Source organism: Limisalsivibrio acetivorans (assembly GCF_000421105.1).
GTDB lineage: Bacteria > Chrysiogenota > Deferribacteres > Deferribacterales > Geovibrionaceae > Limisalsivibrio > Limisalsivibrio acetivorans.
Genome location: NZ_ATWF01000001.1, coordinates 591,599 through 607,047, shown reverse-complemented (window position 1 = coordinate 607,047; position 15,449 = coordinate 591,599). Strand labels below are relative to the sequence as shown.

At 50.2% G+C, this 15,449-nt stretch carries 15 protein-coding genes; 10 read left to right on the top strand and 5 right to left on the bottom strand.

Going from position 1 to position 15,449, the window contains the following annotated elements; all coding sequences use genetic code 11:
* Nucleotides 1-78 precede the first annotated feature (78 nt).
* The 10 genes from K300_RS0102875 (at nucleotide 79) to K300_RS14340 (ending at nucleotide 10,831) form a co-directional block, all read left to right on the top strand.
* On the top strand, nucleotides 79-861 hold the full coding sequence (locus tag K300_RS0102875) for an ABC transporter ATP-binding protein (RefSeq protein ID WP_022850158.1): 783 nt from the start codon (nucleotides 79-81) through the stop codon (nucleotides 859-861).
* Nucleotides 852-2,750 (top strand): AMP-binding protein, encoded by a 1,899-nt coding sequence (locus tag K300_RS0102870; protein ID WP_022850157.1) that lies wholly within the window; start codon nucleotides 852-854, stop codon nucleotides 2,748-2,750. Before K300_RS0102875 ends, K300_RS0102870 begins: the two co-directional genes overlap by 10 nt.
* A 3-nt stretch (nucleotides 2,751-2,753) precedes the next feature.
* The gene (locus tag K300_RS0102865) at nucleotides 2,754-3,638 is read left to right on the top strand and encodes a branched-chain amino acid ABC transporter permease (protein ID WP_022850156.1); all 885 of its coding nucleotides are present in this window, start codon (nucleotides 2,754-2,756) and stop codon (nucleotides 3,636-3,638) included.
* Nucleotides 3,635-4,687, top strand: coding sequence for a branched-chain amino acid ABC transporter permease (locus K300_RS0102860; RefSeq protein WP_022850155.1), 1,053 nt, complete (start codon nucleotides 3,635-3,637; stop codon nucleotides 4,685-4,687). The genes K300_RS0102865 and K300_RS0102860 overlap by 4 nt, the downstream gene beginning before the upstream one ends.
* A gap of 26 nt (nucleotides 4,688-4,713) precedes the next feature.
* Nucleotides 4,714-5,859 (top strand): ABC transporter substrate-binding protein, encoded by a 1,146-nt coding sequence (locus K300_RS0102855; protein WP_022850154.1) that lies wholly within the window; start codon nucleotides 4,714-4,716, stop codon nucleotides 5,857-5,859.
* Nucleotides 5,859-6,641: an ABC transporter ATP-binding protein gene (locus tag K300_RS0102850; RefSeq protein ID WP_022850153.1), complete on the top strand. Its 783-nt coding sequence runs from the start codon at nucleotides 5,859-5,861 to the stop codon at nucleotides 6,639-6,641. The genes K300_RS0102855 and K300_RS0102850 overlap by 1 nt, the downstream gene beginning before the upstream one ends.
* A complete protein-coding gene (locus K300_RS14350) occupies nucleotides 6,629-7,801 on the top strand; it encodes a phenylacetate--CoA ligase family protein (protein WP_022850152.1) in 1,173 nt (390 codons plus the stop codon). Before K300_RS0102850 ends, K300_RS14350 begins: the two co-directional genes overlap by 13 nt.
* A 25-nt stretch (nucleotides 7,802-7,826) precedes the next feature.
* Nucleotides 7,827-8,492 (top strand): CBS domain-containing protein, encoded by a 666-nt coding sequence (locus tag K300_RS0102840; RefSeq protein ID WP_238320635.1) that lies wholly within the window; start codon nucleotides 7,827-7,829, stop codon nucleotides 8,490-8,492.
* A gap of 574 nt (nucleotides 8,493-9,066) precedes the next feature.
* Nucleotides 9,067-9,330, top strand: coding sequence for a helix-turn-helix domain-containing protein (locus K300_RS16810; RefSeq protein WP_162139841.1), 264 nt, complete (start codon nucleotides 9,067-9,069; stop codon nucleotides 9,328-9,330).
* A 73-nt stretch (nucleotides 9,331-9,403) separates the two neighbouring features.
* The gene (locus K300_RS14340) at nucleotides 9,404-10,831 is read left to right on the top strand and encodes an SDR family oxidoreductase (RefSeq protein WP_022850149.1); all 1,428 of its coding nucleotides are present in this window, start codon (nucleotides 9,404-9,406) and stop codon (nucleotides 10,829-10,831) included.
* Between the two features lies 1 nt (nucleotide 10,832).
* On the opposite strand, the gene K300_RS0102815 is transcribed toward K300_RS14340, so the two are convergent.
* The 5 genes from K300_RS0102815 to K300_RS0102795 all read right to left on the bottom strand — a co-directional run bounded on the left by K300_RS0102815 (nucleotide 10,833) and on the right by K300_RS0102795 (nucleotide 15,400).
* Entirely contained in the window at nucleotides 10,833-11,960 is a 1,128-nt protein-coding gene (locus K300_RS0102815) for a sodium ion-translocating decarboxylase subunit beta (protein WP_022850148.1), read from the bottom strand.
* Between the two features lie 6 nt (nucleotides 11,961-11,966).
* Complete coding sequence (locus K300_RS0102810) at nucleotides 11,967-12,380, bottom strand: biotin/lipoyl-containing protein (RefSeq protein ID WP_022850147.1); 414 nt, start codon at nucleotides 12,378-12,380, stop codon at nucleotides 11,967-11,969.
* Nucleotides 12,377-12,736, bottom strand: coding sequence for an OadG family protein (locus K300_RS0102805; protein WP_022850146.1), 360 nt, complete (start codon nucleotides 12,734-12,736; stop codon nucleotides 12,377-12,379). Before K300_RS0102805 ends, K300_RS0102810 begins: the two co-directional genes overlap by 4 nt.
* An 11-nt stretch (nucleotides 12,737-12,747) precedes the next feature.
* Nucleotides 12,748-14,298, bottom strand: a complete 1,551-nt coding sequence (locus tag K300_RS0102800; protein WP_022850145.1) for an acyl-CoA carboxylase subunit beta — start codon at nucleotides 14,296-14,298, stop codon at nucleotides 12,748-12,750.
* Nucleotides 14,299-14,419: 121 nt separating this feature from the next.
* Nucleotides 14,420-15,400, bottom strand: a complete 981-nt coding sequence (locus tag K300_RS0102795; RefSeq protein ID WP_022850144.1) for a hypothetical protein — start codon at nucleotides 15,398-15,400, stop codon at nucleotides 14,420-14,422.
* Nucleotides 15,401-15,449 lie beyond the last annotated feature (49 nt).

The following is a 15,449-nucleotide window of genomic DNA, read 5'->3' as shown; positions in this document are numbered from 1 at the left end:
AATATTTGGTGAGCCTGAATAAATCTTTGACATCACCTCTTTAAATGTGTTAACTTCTCCCTCATACGGAAGGGAGTTATGGAAAAAGAGCCGCTTTTACATGCCGATAATATATACCTGAGTTTTGGTGGGATACAGGCCATTGCGGGTGTCAGCTTCAAGGTTTATGAGGGTGAGATTTTCTCCATTATAGGACCGAACGGAGCAGGCAAAACCAGTATTCTTAACACCATTACAGGTATATACCCCCCTACAAAGGGGAAGATCATCTACGAGGGCAGGGATATAACTCGCGTGCCCGTTCACAAAAGACCCTCTACGGGTATCGTCAGAACGTTCCAGAACCTTGAGCTCTTCAAGGGTATGAGCATTCTGGACAACCTGATGCTCAGCCGACATATCTACATAAAGTATGGACTGTTCTCATCCCTGTTCTACTACGGCAGAACCCGCAGGGAGGAGATTGAACACCGTCGGCGTGTGGAGGAAGTTATCGACTTTCTCCAGCTCACCCACGTGCGCAAGAAGCCTGTGGGAACGCTCTCTTACGGGATCCAGAAGAGGGTGGAGCTGGCCAGAGGTCTCTGTCTTGAGCCACGTCTACTCCTTCTTGATGAGCCCATGGCGGGAATGAACACCGAGGAAACCGAGGATATGGCACGCTATATCCTTGATATAAATGAAGAGATGGGGATATCCGTTATCCTCATTGAGCACGATATGAACGTTGTAATGGACATATCCTCCCGTGTGGTGGCTATCAACTTCGGCGAGAAACTCTGCAAAGAGGGAACCCCCGATGAGGTATCCAGCAATCCGGAGGTTATCTCCGCTTATCTAGGGGAAGAGCAATGGCTGTAGACAAGACTATCCCCTATTATCTCCTTGAGAACGTTAAGAAAAACCCCAAGAGAACGGCTATCCGTGAGAAGGACTATGGCATCTGGATAGAAACCTCCTGGGAGGATTATGCTGTGCGCATAGCCAGCATGGCTGCCTATATGCAGGAGCTCGGGGTCAAGCCGGGGAACAACATATCCATCATCGGCGACAACAAACCCGAATGGGTTATAGCAGAGCTCGCTGCCCAGCTCCTCGGCGCCATCGCCATAGGAATCTATCAGGATTCTGTTACGGAGGAGGTCAAGTATCTCCTTGAGGCGTCGGATTCCGTGGCAGTGGTGGCCGAGGATCAGGAACAGGTGGATAAGGTTCTTGATATACTCGAAGAGATCCCCCGCATACAAAAGATAATATACTATGACGACAGAGGGATGTATCAGTACGATCACGATTCCCTCATATATTTCGATGATGCAGTAAATGAGCAGAAGATGGGACACAGCGAGGCTGTTCGCTATATAGAGGGGAGGATTAAGTCCCTCAGCATGAGCGATGTGGCTGTTATGTGCACAACTTCCGGAACAACGGGTAAGCCCAAACTCGCCATGCTCACCCACAGCAACCTTGTCAGCATGGCGGAGAACCTCGCCGATGCGGACCCGAAGTATCAGTCCGATGAATTCGTTTCCTTCCTCCCCCTCCCGTGGATCGGTGAGCAGATGATGTGCGTTGTATCCGCACTCCGCTTCGGCTTCACTGTGAACTTCCCCGAGAGTACAGATACCGTACAGGAGGATATGAAGGAGATAGGCCCCAATTTCGTATTCTCACCCCCGAGGGTCTGGGAGAATATGGCCTCCACCGTTCAGGTGAAGATAATGGACGCTACCCCTTTCAAGCAGTTCATGTACAAAAAGATGTACCCCATAGGCGAGGAGTGGGCGAACTGCAAATTCGAGAAGAGGGAGCCGGGCTTCGGCCTTAAACTGAAGTATAAACTCGCCTACTGGACAATGTTCCGCAAGCTCAAGGAGCGCATGGGCTTCTCCCATCTTCGCAGCGCCATGACGGGTGGAGCGGCACTCGGCCCCGATACATTCCGCTTCTTCCACGCTCTGGGCATAAACCTGAAACAGATCTACGGTCAGACGGAGATATCCGGTATCTCCTGCATACATAGAAACGACGATATTGACTTCACCAGTGTGGGAACACCCATACGTGGAACCGAGATTAAGCTCACCGATGACGGAGAGATCATATCGAAAAGCGGTGCGGTCTTTGCGGGGTATTACGGCAATAAGGAGGCCACCGAAGAGGCTCTCGTTGACGGCTGGCTCTATTCCGGCGATGCGGGATACTTCGATGATGAAGGCAAACTAGTTGTCATAGACCGTATGAAGGACCTCATGTATCTCAACGACGGAACCCGCTTCTCCCCCCAGTTCATTGAGAATAAGATCAAGTTCAGCCCCTATGTGAAAGAGGCTGTTGCCCTTGGCGACAAGAGGGATTACATAACCCTCATCCTCAATATCGAGATGGGCATCGTAGGCAAATGGGCGGAGAACAACAAGATAGGCTATACTACCTATACCGACCTCTCTGCAAAGAAAGAGGTCTACGATCTTATTGCGGAGGAGCTTAAGGGGGTTAACGCCGAGCTCCCGCCGGAGATGCAGGTTAAGAAGTTCGTACTTCTTTATAAGGAGCTCGATGCCGATGATGGTGAGCTCACAAGAACCAGAAAGGTTAGAAGAGGCTTCATCGAGGAGCGTTATAAGGAGATCGTGGAGGCACTCTACAAGGATCTCGAAAGTGTTCATATCAAAGCGACTATTAAACTACAGGACGGGCGTGAGCGGAGCATCGAAACCGACATGCGCCTTTATTATATGCAGGGGTAGTGTATGGATCTGTTCTTTCAGCTAATTATCACAGGCGTTGTTATCGGGAGTATATATTCCCTCCTCGCCCTCGGCTTCACGCTGATATATAAGGCAACGGATGTTGTTAACTTTGCCCAGGGGGAGCTTCTTATGGTGGGGGCTTATGTGTGCCTTCATCTCACAGTAAGCTACTCTATCCCATTCATCGCCTCCTTTGTGATAACCCTTATATTCACATTCCTGATGGGATTCTTCATAGAGAAGGTTTTCCTGCGGAGGATGATCGGCGAGCCTATCATATCAATTATCATGCTTACCATAGGCCTCTCATCGGTGCTTAAGTCCATCGTGCAGATAATCTGGGGTACGGACACAAGGACATTTCCCCCGGTCTTTTCTCAGGAGCCTATTCAGATAGCGGGTCTCAGCATAAGCCGTGTTTATATCTATTCCATCGTTGCCGTTGCGGGCTTTCTGGTCCTCTTCTCCATATTCTTCAAGAAGTCCAAGGTGGGCGTTGCCATGCGTGCTGTGGCGAGCGACCAGCAGGCGGCACTCTCCATGGGTATCGATGTTAAGAAGATCTTCGCCCTTAGCTGGGCCATCGCAGCCGTTGTATCCGCTGTGGGTGGAATATTCCTCGGCAACATAAACGGTATCAATACGTCTCTATCCCACTTCGGGCTTATGGTGTTCCCCGTTGTTATCCTCGGCGGGCTGGACAGCATCCTCGGCGCCATAGTAGGCGGGCTTATTATAGGCATACTGGAAAACCTCGCCGGAGGCTACATTGACCCCCTCATCGGTGGCGGTGCGAAGCAGATATTCCCCTTTGTGGTAATGATCATCGTCCTCATGATAAAGCCCTACGGACTCTTCGGAACCGTGGAGGTTGAGAAGGTATGAATTACGTCAACTGCGGCAATTTCAAAACCTCTTACACCAAAGATGCCGAAGTCTATCAGACGAAGTTTTCAAAGGCCCTCATTTGGGGCTTTGTTATTGCTCTGTTCGGGCTCCCTTTTCTTTTAGGTCCTTATCTGCTTTATGTTATGAACCTTATCTTCATCGCCGTTATCGGTGCGGTGGGGCTTAATATACTCACAGGCTACACAGGGCTTATCTCGCTGGGGCAGGGTGCTTTCATGGGCGTTGGAGCCTATGCTGCCGGATATTTCTCCCTTCGGTGGGGTATACCTTTCTACCTTGCAATACCGATGGCAGGGCTTACCACAGCGGTGTTCGGCGCCTTCTTCGGGATACCCTCACTGCGGCTTAAAGGGCTTTACCTCTCCATTGCAACACTGGCCGCTCAGTTCATTATAGAATTCCTCTTTATCCGCCTGGAGCCGATAACAGGCGGTGTAACGGGGCTTTCCATAGACTATGCCAACTTCTTCGGCATAGAGATATACGACGATTTCAGGTTCTACTTCCTCAGTCTCACAATCTGCATACTGATGACCCTCGCAGGGATGAACATGATGCGCACAAAGCTGGGAAGGGCGTTCCTCTCCATCAGGGACAACTACATAGCCGCAGAGGCCATGGGTATCAGCCTTTTCCGCTACAAGCTCCTCTCATTTGCCGTCAGTTCTTTTTATGCGGGTGTTGCAGGCTCACTCTGGGCATACTACACAACCATCATTACGCCGGAAAACTTCACCATCAGCGTTTCTATCCAGTACCTTTCGATGATAATCATCGGCGGGCTTGGTAGTATACAGGGAGCGATATTCGGAGCGGCGTTCATCGTTGTTCTGCCCGAGTTTCTGCAGAGTATATCCGACTGGGCGGGGTCGTACTATCCCGCAATGACCCAGATTATCGGTTCGATCAAGGAAGGGGTCTTCGGTCTTGTAATTATCCTTTTCCTTGTTTTTGAGCCCGAAGGTCTTGTGCGCAGGTGGAGGCTGATCAAGGCGTATTGGAAGCTTTGGCCCTTCTCGTATTGACGTGATTATATAGTCAGGAGGTTGTTATGAAAAAGTTATTTATGGTTGTGCTTACCCTTGCCCTGCTTGTGAGCGGTGCATATGCGAAAAACATCAAGATCGGCGTTCTTGTGGACGAGTCCGGCCCCACCGGTGACGTGGGTAAACCCTACGGCGAGGGTATACGTGACTGTGTGCAGTGGTTCAACGACAACGGCGGCATAAACGGCAACGAGATCGAGCTTATCTATGTGGATTACGGATACAAGATCCCCGCCGCTCTCAGTGCATATAAAAAATTCAAGCGTGAGAGGGTTGTGGCTATCCACGGCTGGGGAACGGGTGACACCGAGAACCTCATCAAGATGGTAACCAGAGATAAGATCCCCTATTTCTCTGCCTCCTACTCCGATCACCTCACCCATCCCGACAAAGCACCCTACAACTTCCTTGTCGGTGTTACCTACGGCGATCAGGTTAAGATCGGTCTCAAATACATAAAAGAGCAGGGTGGGGATAACAAGGACGTCTCCTTCATATACAACGATACAGGCTTCGGGCGTGCTCCATTCTTCCCCATAGGAGAGGACTACGCCAAGGAGCTGGGGCTTAAGGTTGTGGACAAGCAGGTTGTGGATCTCAAGGCACTTGATGCCACCAGCCAGCTTCTTAACCTCAGCAAGGCAAACCCCGGTTACGCCTTTATTCAGGAGACGTACATGGCCGCCTCTACCATCCTTAAGGATGCAAAGAAGCTAGGCATAGAAACCCAGTTTATCGGCCTCAACTGGACCTTCGGACAGAAGCTTGTTGAGCTTGTGGGTGAGGCATCTAACGGGTTCATGGGAACCAACGCCTTTACCCTGTGGCATCAGACCGATGTTAAGGGGATAAAGTTCCTCCACGAGCTGAACAAGAAGTACCATCCTGATGTTACATATAGAAAGGTTAATTACATACAGGGGTTTACATCCATGTATGTGCTTCTCCACGGCATAAAAAAGGCGGGCGGCGACTATGACGGCGATAACCTTAAGAGCGTATATGAGAATATGAGCAACTTCGACACCATGGGTCTGACTTCCCCCGTTTCCTTCTCCAAGGAGAGCCATAAGGGTGTTCACTCCCTTAAGCTTTACAGGATAGAAAACGGTGAGCTTAACCCCTTTACAGACTACATAACTGCTGAGTAATGCTGAATATCAGTAATATAGAGGTCGTTTACAACGACGTAATTCTTGTTTTAAAAGGACTTTCCATGGATGTTGAGGAGGGTAAGATCGTTGCCCTCCTCGGCTCCAATGGAGCTGGTAAGACCACAACCCTAAAGGCTGTGTCCGGTCTGCTCCGCCCCGATGACGGCGAAATTACCGATGGCGAGATCCGCTTTAACGGTGAGCGCATCGACAAAGCTGATGCCTCTGAGATCGTGAAATCAGGGATCTTCCAGGTCATGGAGGGGAGAAGGGTCTTCAAGGATCTGACCGTTGAGGAGAACCTTATCGCAGGAGCATACACCCGTCCGGGTAATTCAATCCCCACTTCCATAGAGAGGGTGTACACATACTTCCCCCGTCTTAAGGACAGAAGGAGCCAGCTAGCCGGCTACATGAGCGGCGGCGAACAGCAGATGCTCGCCATCGGAAGGGCGGTTATGGCTGCGCCTAAGCTTATCCTGATGGATGAGCCCTCCCTGGGCCTTGCGCCCCTGCTGGTTAAGGAGATATTTAATATTATAACCACCCTTAACCGTGAGGAGGGGACAACCATCATGCTCGTTGAACAGAATGCGAGCATGGCACTGTCTGCAGCGCATTACGGCTACATCATGGAAAACGGTCGCGTGGTTCTGGATGGTGAGAGTTCCGAGCTTAAGGAAAACGATGACGTCAGGGAGTTCTATCTGGGCGCAGTGGGCAAGAAGAGCTTTCGTGACGTTAAACACTACCGCAGGAGAAAGAGATGGCTTTCATAGGAGACTTTTCCAAGGTTGCAGAGTTTTTTTCGGAGATGGATGGTACACACCCCCTGGTACGGTTCCAGGAGGAGCGCTCCGGCGTAAAATGCTCTGAGATAAAAACCCTCGATGACCTCAGGAAGGTAAAGCCCCTGAGTAAGCGTGAGCTTTCCGAGATGCAGGGTGGAAGGATACCTGCGGAGAATCTCTTCCAGTTCGGTTTTGTAACAAAGATATTCAAGTCACCAGGCCCAATATTCAACCTCAAGGGTGAGGAGTATGAGCACTTCAGGTTCTATAAGGCGCTTGAACAAGCAGGTTTTCTCGTCGGGGATATTGTTCTTAACAGCTTCAGCTACCATATGAGCCCCGCAGGGGATATGTTTGATGAAGCATGTGCCAAGATTGGGTGCGCCGTTATACCCATGGGAACGGCGGACAGCACAGCAGGCGCAGATCTCATCAAGGAGACCTCGGCCACAGCTTTCATAGGAACCCGTACATACCTTCTTAAATGCCTTGAGAAGCTTGGTGATGAGAATACTGTAACAAAGGCCTATCTTATTGCAGAAAAGCTCACCGAGGACGACAGACGCCTTTTCAGGGAGACCTTCGGAGTGAGTGTGTACCAGGGCTACGGTACTGCAGAGCTGGGGCTTATATCCACCGAGCATGAGGATCTGGAGGGTATGCACGTGGATACGGATGCTCAGTTCCTAGAGATCCTTGATCCACAGACATGGGAACCCGTTCAGGATGGTGAGATAGGGGAGGTTGTGGTTACATTCATGAACAGGACCACCCCCTACCTAAGGCTTGCCACTGGGGATCTCTCCATGACCGCTCCCGGGAGCATCTCCGATAAGCGTGATGAGGGCAAGATAGCCGGTATATTTGGTCGCTCCGATGCCTCTGTTAAGGTTAAGGGTGTTTTTATCCACTACTGGCAGGTGGAAACATTCATGCGTGACGAGCTTGGCTCGGAGGGAGTTCTTGATGTATTCAGGGATGAAACAGGCTCCGATGCTCTGAAGGTAGTACTCAAAAGTGGTGATGAGAGCAGTGTGGCAACAGCCTTTAAGGAGCGGTTCGGCCTCAGGTTGAATGAGGTTCAGATAGATGATACCATTGAAAAAACGGAAGTACGTGACCGAAGGGAACACCTTAAGGAAAGGTAGGTGAGATATGTTTGTTAAAAACTGGATGAGAAAGGACCTGATAACAGTCAATAAGGATGATACCATCCTTGATGCGAAACACCTTATGCAGGAGAATAATATACGCCGCCTTCCCGTTGTACAGAACGATAAGCTCCTCGGAATCATCACCGAGAAGGATATCAAGGAGTTCACCCCCTCAAAGGCGAGCTCCCTCGATGTGTATGAGCTTAAGCGTCTTCTGGCAAAGACCGTTGTTTCCGATGCCATGAATACGGATGTTATCACAGTTCACCCGGACAGCCCTATTGAAAAAGCAGCGTTAATCCTTAGAGACAAGAGGTTCGGCGGTTTACCCGTTGTGAATGATGACGGCACCCTTGTGGGGATTATTACCGCAGTGGATATATTCGACATTTTTGTTGAATCAATGGGGGTTAGCCACCAGAGTACCCGCATCGCTATCCTTGTGGAGGACCGTAAAGGTGCCCTTCATGAAATGACATCTATTATCGATAACAACAAACTGAATATTGTAAGCCTGTCGACATTCTTCCTCAAGAATAAGCCAGAGGGAACCAGGGATGTTGTTATCCGTATAAACGGCGATCAGGAGGAGATTGACAAAACGGTTAAGGAGCTTAGAGCCGCAAACTTCAATCTCACAAGCGTAATAGATGTGGATGAAATCATACCCGAGGATATACTTTAAAGTAACTAGAAAAACACCCCGTCGGAGCGGGGTGTGTATTATAAGTTGATATGCATTGTCAATGTAGCCCTACTGTGTACTATTGATGAATCCAATAGATGACTGAAATCTCATTTCAAATATGTAGAATTGATCTTTTTCTTAAGAGAATTACCTTATTAATATAATTTCCAAAATACATACTTGTTAGTATTTACACCATATAAGATTGCGGTTAATGTAAAAATGAACATGTTAACTATCATTTATTTGGTGGGCTATGGAAAACGTTGGCATTGCAAGCACTAACACAATCTATCGTGAGTCTCTTACAGAGCTTATACAAAAAATGGGCGGAGTATGCCTTTTCTCAGCAGGGTCACATGAGAGTGCTTTATCACTTTTTGAAGAAAAAAAACCGGAAGCGATGATCATCGACATCTTTTCGCGAGGGATTGGAGATAATCTTATATCCTCTGTCTATAATTCCCGTCACGAATGCGCAATGCTTCTCGCATCATCCTACAGTAATCCGCTTTTAGGTTATTATTCCCAGAAATATAAAATAGAGAGCTTTGTCTACGTTGAGGATTGCATGAGTAAAACTGCGGAGAATATCAAGCTCTTTCTCAGCGGTGTGGGTAATGGCTTTAATGCAGCTATTCAGGATTTCCTTACCGTTCGGGAGTGTGAGATCCTTAAGCTGATTGCAGCGGGGAAAACGAGCAGACAGATCGCCGATGAGCTCTTTATAAGCAAGAACACAGTAGATACGCACAGAAACAAGATGCTCCAGAAGCTTAATCTGACCAATACAGCCTCACTTGTCGGCTATGCCTGCAGTGCAGGGCTTATCTAAACACATTACGTTGTAATACATCTCTTTGGGCGTTATTATGTATATAACAAAAACCTAATACTGGTGTGTGTTTATGAAAGTTCTTCTCACGGGCTCCACAGGATACATAGGGCGCAGGCTCCTGCACAGACTTCTTGGTGATGAAGGTCTCAGTCTAAGGCTCTTCGTACGTAACAAAGACAAACTTTCGATCCAGCTTCCAGAGAGAGTGGAGGTTTATGAAGGTGATACATTCCATGAAAAGAGCCTGCATGAAGCTCTGGAAGGGATCGATGTGGCGTATTACCTTATTCACTCCATGGGCTCCAAGGGGAGCTTTCGAAACCTTGATGTCATAAGTGCTGAAAATTTTCGAGAGGCATGTATCGCAAATGGTGTTAAGCGTATTGTGTATCTGGGTGGACTCGGGGATCCCAAAAACTCCAGCGAGCATCTTGTTAGTCGTAACGAAACCGGTGAAGTGCTTGGTGCAAAACCGGAGGAAACGGGTGTAACCTCCTTCCGTGCCGGCGTTATAATAGGCTCCGGAAGCGCCAGCTATGAGATAATCCGCAACCTTGTACAGAAGCTCCCTGTGATGACAGCACCAAAATGGGTACTTAACGACACAGAGCCCATCGGCATTGATGATGTGCTTACCTATCTGGATCGTGCACGTTTCCTGAATATAGAAGGGAACCTTACTGTAGATATTGGCTCTGGTGTACACACATTCAAAGAACTCCTCGAGCTTGCCGCAAAGGAGATGGGGCTCAACCGGAAGGTTATCCCCGTTCCGGTGCTTTCACCAAAGCTCGCCTCATATTGGCTTACATTCTTCACACCCGTTCCTGTATCCGTTGCAAGGGCGCTTGTGGAGGGGCTGAGGTATGAAACCGTTAAGATGAACGACAACGCAGCCAGGTATTTCCCGGAGATTGTCCCTGCGAGCTATGAGGAGTGCGTCCGCAAGGCTATACGTGAGATAGAGCATCGTCAGGTAGTAAGCCGGTGGTGCGACAGCACCATGGGGGAGGTATGCGATGTCGTTAAGGATGAGGATATGGAACACTCGGTCTTTGTGGACCGGAAAAAGCTCCCCATAGGCGATGTTCCCCCCTATAAGGTTTTCCATGCTGTTATCTCCATCGGCGGCGATACCGGCTGGTATGGTTACGATTTCCTTTGGCGTATAAGAGGTTTTATAGATAAGGTCTTTGGCGGTGTAGGGCTTAACAGGGGGCGCCGTGAGCGTGACGAGCTCAGGGTTGGCGACAGTGTGGATTTTTGGAAGGTGGAGGATCTAAAGCCGGGTGTACGCCTTGTGCTTGCCGCCCAGATGAAGCTCCCCGGCAAGGCTTGGCTGGAGTTTATCGTAGGGGAGGACTACATATATCAGAACGCCTACTTCTACCCCAAAGGATTGGCAGGACGGCTTTATTGGTACTCCGTCCTGCCGTTTCACGGTCTTATCTTCAAGAAGATGGTGAGCAGTATCCTTGAGAGTGCCCGCCGTCTTTAAACTATCCTGAGAAGGTGGAGAGGAATATACCCGCCGCCACCGCAGAACCGATAACGCCCGCAACGTTGGGTGCCATAGCGTGCATTATGAGGAAGTTGTTAGGATCCTCATGGGCGCCCACATTCTGGCAAACCCTTGCTGAATCGGGCACAGCGGAAACCCCTGCCGCTCCTATAATCGGGTTTATCTTATCCTTGCAGAAAACGTTCATCAGCTTCGCAAATATGATACCGCAAGCCGTCGCCACGCAGAATGAGCCCGCACCCAGTGCGAAGATCTTTATGGAATCGGGGGTCAGAAAGCGTGTCGCATCGGTTGATGTTCCCACTGTGAAGCCGAGAAGGATGGTAACTATATCGATAAGTGCATTACGTGCCGTATTTGCCAGCCTCTCCGTAACGCCGGATTCCTTAAGGACGTTACCAAAGAACATCATACCCAGCAGTGTAATGGAGCCGGGCGCAATGAAGGCGGTTACCATGAAGGCAACGATGGGAAATATTATCTTCAGGCGCTTGCTTACCGGCTTTGACGGCTTCATACGGATGAGCCTCTCCTCTCTGCTGGTAAGAAGCTTTATGATAGGGGGCTGTATAACCGGCACGAGAGCCATGTATGAATAGGCCGCAATGGCGATGGGACCCAGATATTCAGGGGCGAGCTTGGAGGAGAGGAAGATAGCCGTAGGGCCGTCCGCTCCGCCTATGATACCGATGGCCGCTGCATGTTCGTTGCTGAATCCGAGAAGCACCGAGCCGAAGAAGGTGATGAATATCCCCGCCTGCGCCGCCGCACCGAGGAGGATAAGCCTCGGGTTGGAGAGCATGGAGGAGAAATCGGTCATCGCCCCGATACCGAGGAAGATGAGCGGAGGATAAAAACCCTGGCTCACACCTTGATAGAGGATCGAGAGAACGCTTCCCCCTTCGTATACGCCGATGTTCATCCCTTCGCTGAACGGGATGTTCCCCACAAGAACGCCGAAGCCTATGGGCACCAGCAGGAGGGGTTCATAGTCCTTGGTGATGGCGAGCCATATGAAAACGCACCCCACCACCAGCATTATAAGGTTTCCGAAGGTGAAGTTTCCCACAGCTCCGGAGTGTATAAAATTCAATAAAATGTCCATGACGGATTACTCCAGTTCTACGAGTGCCTGACCCTCTGTTACGGAATCCCCTTTGTTCACCTTGATGGTTTTGATCTTACCCGAAGCGGGGGCGGCTATGGAGGTGTTCATCTTCATCGCCTCGATGATGATTATAATATCCCCTTCGCTCACATCCTGTCCGGGGGAGCATTTAACCTCCACAACGGTTCCGGCTATGGGTGAGGTAACGTCGCCGCCGCTCATGGCTGGTTTGTTCTGTGCGGGGCCCTTGGGGGCTCTGGGTGGAGCAGCCGAAGGGGCCGGCCCTGCTGATGGTGCAGACTGCGGCATCTGCATCTGGGGTAGGGGAGCACTGGGTACCGTCATCTCCTCACCGGGATCAAGGACCTCTACATCAACTTCGTATGCAACTCCGTGAACTGTAATCTTGAGCTTCATCTGTATCCTCTTTCGTGTTTCACCGGAAGAACATGGGAGCCGTGGAGTACGGCACGCCCCTGGAAGGACCATGAGGCTGTTTTTGCCTCCGGCGAATGTATTCTTTTAATGGTTTTAATCCTGAACCTCTGCATAAGAACCGCCGAAACCGCCGCCGAAATAAGTACAACGGTGGTGGTGTCAATATTCGGCTCCTTAGTGAGTTTCTCCGCCTCTTCCTCTTTTTCTCTGTTCTGCCATCTCTCGTCCATCCTGCGCATAAAGGATACGAGGGTGGATATGAGAAATAGGGATACGAAAACAATAAGTACCCCTACCACAGAGAGAGTGATGGCGAATGACATGTTGCTCTGCATATCTGCCTGCCTTAAAGGGGGATTAGGCCGTGCTTCTTCTGCGGCCTGACGTCCCTTTTGGTTTTGAGTATCTGAAGATCCTGTGCGAGGATACCCTTGGTGTATGCCGGTTCGATAATATCGTCTATGTAGCCTCTGGAGGCTGCTATGTATGGCTTTGTGGCCTCTTCCTTATATTTTTCTATGAGCTCTGCACGCTTGGCATCCTTGTCCTCAGCCTCCTCAAGCTCTTTCTTGAAAAGGATCTTGGATGCACCTTCAGCACCCATGACGGCAACCTCCGCCGTGGGCCAGGCATAAACCCTGTCCGCACCCATCTCCTTGGAGCACATGGCAAGGTATGCACCGCCGTATGCCTTGCGTACGATGACGGTTATCTTGGGGACCGTGGCCGCTGCATAGGCAAAGAGCATCTTTGCGCCGTGGCGTATGATGCCCCCGTACTCCTGATCAAGCCCCGGGAGGAATCCTGGTACATCAACGAGGGTGAGTATAGGTATGTTGAAGGCGTTGCAGAAGCGAATGAAGCGTGCCGCCTTATCCGAGGAGTTGATATCGAGAACACCCGCACGGCTCATCGGCTGGTTTGCCACAACGCCAACGGTGGAGCCGTTCAGCCTGCCGAAGCCTATGATTATGTTCGGTGCAAAATGCTCCATAACCTCCATAAAGTCACCGCCAGTTACGATGCGCTGGATGATATCATGCATGTCGTAGGGCTGTTTGGTGTCTGAGGGAACAAGGGTGTTAAGGTATTCATCCGATGGTATCGCCTGTTCGTCGCATTCGGGGTAGTAGGGCGGGTCCTCGGTATTGTTGCTGGGGAGGAAGGTGAGCAGGCGCTTCGTGATATTCATCGCCTCGTATCCGTTTTCTGCGGAGAAATGGACAACGCCGGAGTACACCGAATGGCTCTCCACTCCCCCCAGTTCCTCGGAGGTTACATCCTCACCGGTTACCTCTTTGATGATCTTCGGGCCTGTTATATACATCTGCCCCTCACGGCGTATCTGAACGATGAAGTCCGTGAGTGCCGGAGAGTAGGCCGCTCCACCTGCGCATGGCCCTGCGATTATGCTTATCTGAGGCACAACACCGGAGAGTAGTACGTTGCGGTAGAATATCTTGCCGTATCCGGATAGTGCGTCCACACCCTCCTGGATCCGTGCACCGCCGCTGTCGTTTATGAAGATGAAGGGATCCCCGGTTTTCAGGGCGTTTTCCATCACCTCACGAATCTTATCCGCACCCGATTCACCCACAGTTCCGCCCGCTACGGTGAAATCCTGACTGGCGGCATAGGCCGCTTTTCCGTTTACTAGTCCGCATCCTGTGACGACGCCGTCTGCGGGGAATTCCTTATCCCCCTGGCCGAAGGCTGTGCATCTGTGTTTTGCAAATAGTCTGGTTTCCTGGAAGGTATCCTGATCAAAGAGCAGACCGAGTCGCTCCCTAGCTGTGAGCTTACCCTGATCGTGGTGCTTTTTGATCTTCTCTTCGCCTCCCCCTTTATAGAGTTCGGCTCGTTTCTCAAGCAGTTCCTTTAGTTTCTTGTCCGCCATATTGTCACCACCAAATAAAAAGGCTTTAAACTATTGGAATTATGGGCATAAAAAAAGGCGGGTGTCAAATCAATAAATGTCAGGTGTGAAAAGCAAACGGGGGTATAAAACCCCCGATATGTTAATCTTCGTCCTTGTAATCGCTCTTTACCAGTATGTACATGGTTGTATCTTCTGAATCCGGGTCTTCACCTACACATGAGATAACAGTTTTACCTGCATCCATGAAACAGCGGATATCATCGTCCATTTCGATGAGGCCTGTGGTGTTTACAACGGCGTTCCCGCAGACGTTTCCGGCGGTTCCGTTATCGAAATACATGCAGTAGGCACCGTCCATGAAAAGCTCCGCTTCCCCTGCTCTGTAGTATTCGTTGCTCCCTGTCTGCATTGCGACCGCATACCATTTCCCCTCCCAATCGTAATAGGTGTAGGAATCACCTTTCTTGAGAAGGGTATACAGGTCGTAAGACATTTCGTCGTCAGAGACATCCACAGCGGAGATAACGGTCTTGCCGCTATCCATGTATCCTGTGAAGTCCGAGTCTTCGACCATGCCTATCCTGGTTCCCGTAAGATAGAGCTCACCCGTATCTGCGAGGGGGTTGTCATCCTCATCGACACCGGCTATGGTGAATTCCTGATCCGAGTCCACGGAGATGCTTCCACGCATAAATCCCGGGGCATCTGCACCAGTGGTAAGCGAGGTCAGGTACCATGTTCCGCTGAGATCCCCGTCATCATAGCTCCCCTCTTTAAGCATAAGCCCGAGGAGTGCACCGTCGCCTGCAAAGGCGGTTACGGTGCGATGTTTGTCCATGTAGCCGTGCCAGCCGCTCTGATCACTTTGCACCATCCCTTTTTCGTTGATGGTGTAGTCGAGGGAGCCGTCGTTGATATAGGCGGTTGCGTAGCTGTCCATATCGCTTGCGGCGGATATCATTACTTGACGCCACTCACCGCTTAGGTCGTTCTGTGAGTAGGTGATGTTGTCGCCGGTGGTGTCTTCGCTGTCTTCATCCCTGAGGGCATCGTTTCCGTAACCGCATCCGAAGAGGGCGGCGGTAAGGAGTATGCAGATTATCAGTCGCAGTTTCTTCATATCTATTTCTCCGAAATGTTATTTACCCATTTTACCACTATAGCCTTGT